General features: G+C 55.3%; 1 protein-coding gene. It reads left to right on the top strand.

Annotation, left to right across the window (positions count from 1 at the left end; genetic code table 11):
* Window positions 1-140 precede the first annotated feature (140 nt).
* Complete coding sequence (locus AC221Y_RS21770) at window positions 141-3440, top strand: adenylate/guanylate cyclase domain-containing protein (protein WP_486708415.1); 3300 nt, start codon at window positions 141-143, stop codon at window positions 3438-3440.
* Window positions 3441-3656 lie beyond the last annotated feature (216 nt).

A 3656-nucleotide genomic window follows, 5' to 3' on the forward strand; every position in this document is an offset into this window, starting at 1 on the left:
CCACTAGATATGACAGCTTCCCGCTGTGAAGCACAGCGCGCTCTCAAAAAGCCCATTTTGTTTTTCGCGATAGACCGGCCGACAGTTTCGTTGATAAAGTCGAGTTTTAAACCGGGGATTGGAATGGCATGGAAATCGACGTGCGTGACTGGCTCGAGAGCCTCGGGCTTGGCGAATATGCGGCTGCCTTCGAACAGAATTACATTGACGGGCAAGTGCTTGCTCATCTGACCGCCGATGACCTGAAAGAAATTGGTATTGCTGCGGTCGGGCATAGGCGCAGGCTACTTGAAGCGATCACAAATCTCGCTCAAGAAGATCAGTCAAACAAATCGGCTGCTGATGAATTTCTCAAAGTTCCTGTCACTGCCCAGCATGAAGGTGAGCGCCGACAAGTCACAGTTCTTTTCGCTGATATATGTGGATTTACCAAACTGTCCTCGTTGATCGATTCCGAAGAGGTGCACGAGCTTCTGGTGGTCTATTTCGACCACGCTGATAAAATCATCCGAGATTGCGGGGGCACGGTAGACAAGCATGTCGGTGACAGTGTTATGGCGGTATTCGGAGCGCCATTTTCTCACGGAAACGATGCCGAAAGGGCGGTTCGCGCTGCGATTGCCATTCAGGATGCGATGCCGGACATCTCTGCCCATGTCGGCCGCCCGGTACAGGTACACATCGGTATTGCCAGTGGCGAGGTCATTGCGAGCGGTGTGGGCCCTGACAGCCACTACACAGTTATTGGCGACTCGGTAAATCTTGCTGCACGGCTTACTGATAAGGCTGGGGCGGATGAGATTTTTGTTTCCTCGGTCGTTCGCAGATCGGTTTCGGACACGATCGCAACAAAAGACTTGGGCGAGATCGCGGTGAAGGGCCTCGCGTCTCCGGTCCGTGTGTACTCTGTAAAAAGGAACGAGACCTCGCCTGACGCGCGCAAAGACCGCCCTTTCGTTGGACGGGTGGCCGAGGTTCGACAGTTCACGATGGCGCTGGAAATCTGCACGGATACTGAACAGGGCCAGATAATCCAGATCAGAGGAGATGCTGGAATTGGCAAGACCCGTCTGACAAGTGAGTTTTGCAGTCTGGCATCTGAGCGCGGCTTTCGGTGCCACCGCACACTGATACTGGATTTTGGTGTCGGTAAAGGGCAGGATCCCGTGCGTACACTGGTGCGGAGCCTGCTCGACTTGCCTTCCGGTGATGCAGTGGAAGACCGGTGCGCTGCCGCGCAACGCGTGCTCTCTCAAGGCATCGTTCCTGCGAAAAACGAACTTCACTTGAACGATCTTCTCGACCTGCCGCAGTCCGCGGAAAATACTGCAACCTACGATGCGATGGATAACTTGACCCGAAACGCAGGCAAGCTTGAGACTGTGGTTGCCCTGGCCCGCAATATGAGCGCCCTTTATCCAAGGCTGCTTGTTTTCGAAGATTTGCATTGGGCCGATAGGCTTGTCCTGCGACAAATTGCAGAACTTGGACGGGGTGCGGCTGAAGTTCCCATCATCATCGTGCTCACGTCGAGAATTGAAGGTGATCCGCTTGACCCCGCGTGGCGTGGCCTCGTAGCTGGAACGTCCTTAATGACGCTGGACCTCGGCCCACTCAGCCCCGCCGATGCGATGGGGATTGCAGAGAATTTTGTTGATACTGCGGATAAGTTCGCCCGGACATGTATCGAACGCGCTGCGGGTAACCCATTGTTCCTAGAGCAACTTCTTCGAAGCGTTGAGGAGGCTGGAGAGCTTCAGGTGCCCGGATCCGTCCAAAGCATTGTACAGGCGCGGCTCGATAGATTGCCTGCATCCGAAAAGGCGGTCGTTCAGGCGGCCTCTGTGCTCGGTCAGCGCTTTTCACTCGCCGCGCTTTGCAATCTGATCGACGACGCCAACTACGACTGCGCGAAGCTGGTTGGACACCAACTTATCCAGGAGCAGGGAGAGGATTACCTATTTGTCCACGCTCTCGTAAGGGATGGTGTCTACGGCTCGTTGCTTCGCTCACGCCGGAACGAATTGCACCTCGCCGCCGCCGATTGGTTTTCCGAGAACGATCTGTCGCTGCGCGCCGAGCATCTGGAAAGAGCAAACCACAAAAGCGCCGCCGCAGCCTATCTTACCGCCGCCGAAGCACAGAAAAAAGCTCTGAGGTTGGAGAATGCACGCGGTCTCGCGGAACGTGGCCTCAAGCTGGCCGACGATCAGAACACTAAGTTCGACCTGAACTGCATGCTTGGTGACCTGCTCTGTGAGCTTGGAGAACCGGAACAGTCGATTGATGCATATCAGCAAGCGCTCTCCGTGCATACCAACCAAGCGGAAAAGTGCCTTGCACTTCTCGGAGTCGCCGAAGGAATGAGGATCGTAGAGCGCACAGATGAAGCCCTGGGCTTGCTTGAGATTGCACAGCCCATAGCGGAAGCGGAGGGACTGAAAGATGCTCTGATGCGGATTCATCATTTGCGGGGCAATCTGTTGTTTCCAAAAGGCGATATTGTTGGATGCGAGGCTGGTCATAGGCAAAGCATAAAGTATGCAAAGGAAATCGGTTCAGCCGAAGGCGAGGCTCGTGGACTCGGTGGGTTGGGTGATGCGGCCTACGTGGCCGGTCGTATGCGCACCTCACATGAGATGCTCTCCAAATGCGTCGATCTCTGCCGCCAACATGGCTACGGCCGCACAGAGGTGGCGAACGCCGCTCAGGTTTGCCAGACAAAGATCTACTTGCTCGAGCTACACGAAACGCTTGAACTCGGTCGTGCAACAATCGAGGCTGCAAGTCGTGTCGGGCACGACCGCGCCGAGCTCAATGCTGCCGCGGCCTGTTTGTTTGCGGCGACGGAGCTAAGCGACTGGTCAACGGCGGATAAGTACGCTGCCCACGTTCGCACGCTTGGCGAACGGCTTGGATCCGTGCGTTTCAGTCAAGAGGCCATGGCATTTCAAAGCGTTTCCTTGAAGGAAAATGGCCGTTCTAGTGAGGCGCTTTCCATGATAAATAGTGCGATTTCTGCAGCACGAGAACTGGGCTTTTCGTTTGGCGGACCCCGAATGCTCGGGCACTTTATTCGCATCGTCAGTGATCCATCGGAGCAGGATCATGCGCTCGCGGAAGCGGAAGCGATCATTAAAAGCGGATGCGTCGGACATAATCCCCCTTTTTTCTACCGGGATGCTATTGAGGCTATGCTTGCTAGAGGCGATTGGGATGAGGTCAGCCGGTACGCGGACGCACTTGCGGCGTTTCCAAAAGGAGAAACTCTGCCGTGGTCGGACTTTTATGTTGCGAGGGCGCGGGCGCTTGTCGCCGTGAAAAGGGGCACTAACAACAGCGAGACGATTGCAGCGCTCAGTTGCTTACGGGACGATGCAAACAGCCTTGGTCTTATATCTTCGCTGCCCGCGATCGAGGACGCGCTGGGAATGAACTAAACACTATGAAAATTTACACAATACTCCCACTAGATCATGCGTTTGGTGCTTCCGCTTCGGGCTCTTTCGAGACATTGGCCGCATTTGCACGATGAACAGCGTAGATCAAAGAGTGGGCGTAAAGGTCAAAGCTTTCTGACGGTCCGCGCGTTGACATAGCGCAATGCCCGCGAACCGGGCGTGGTTAAGCTGCGACTGCAGCGCCCCTGCATCATC

The sequence above is a fragment of the Boseongicola sp. genome, from assembly GCF_057460485.1.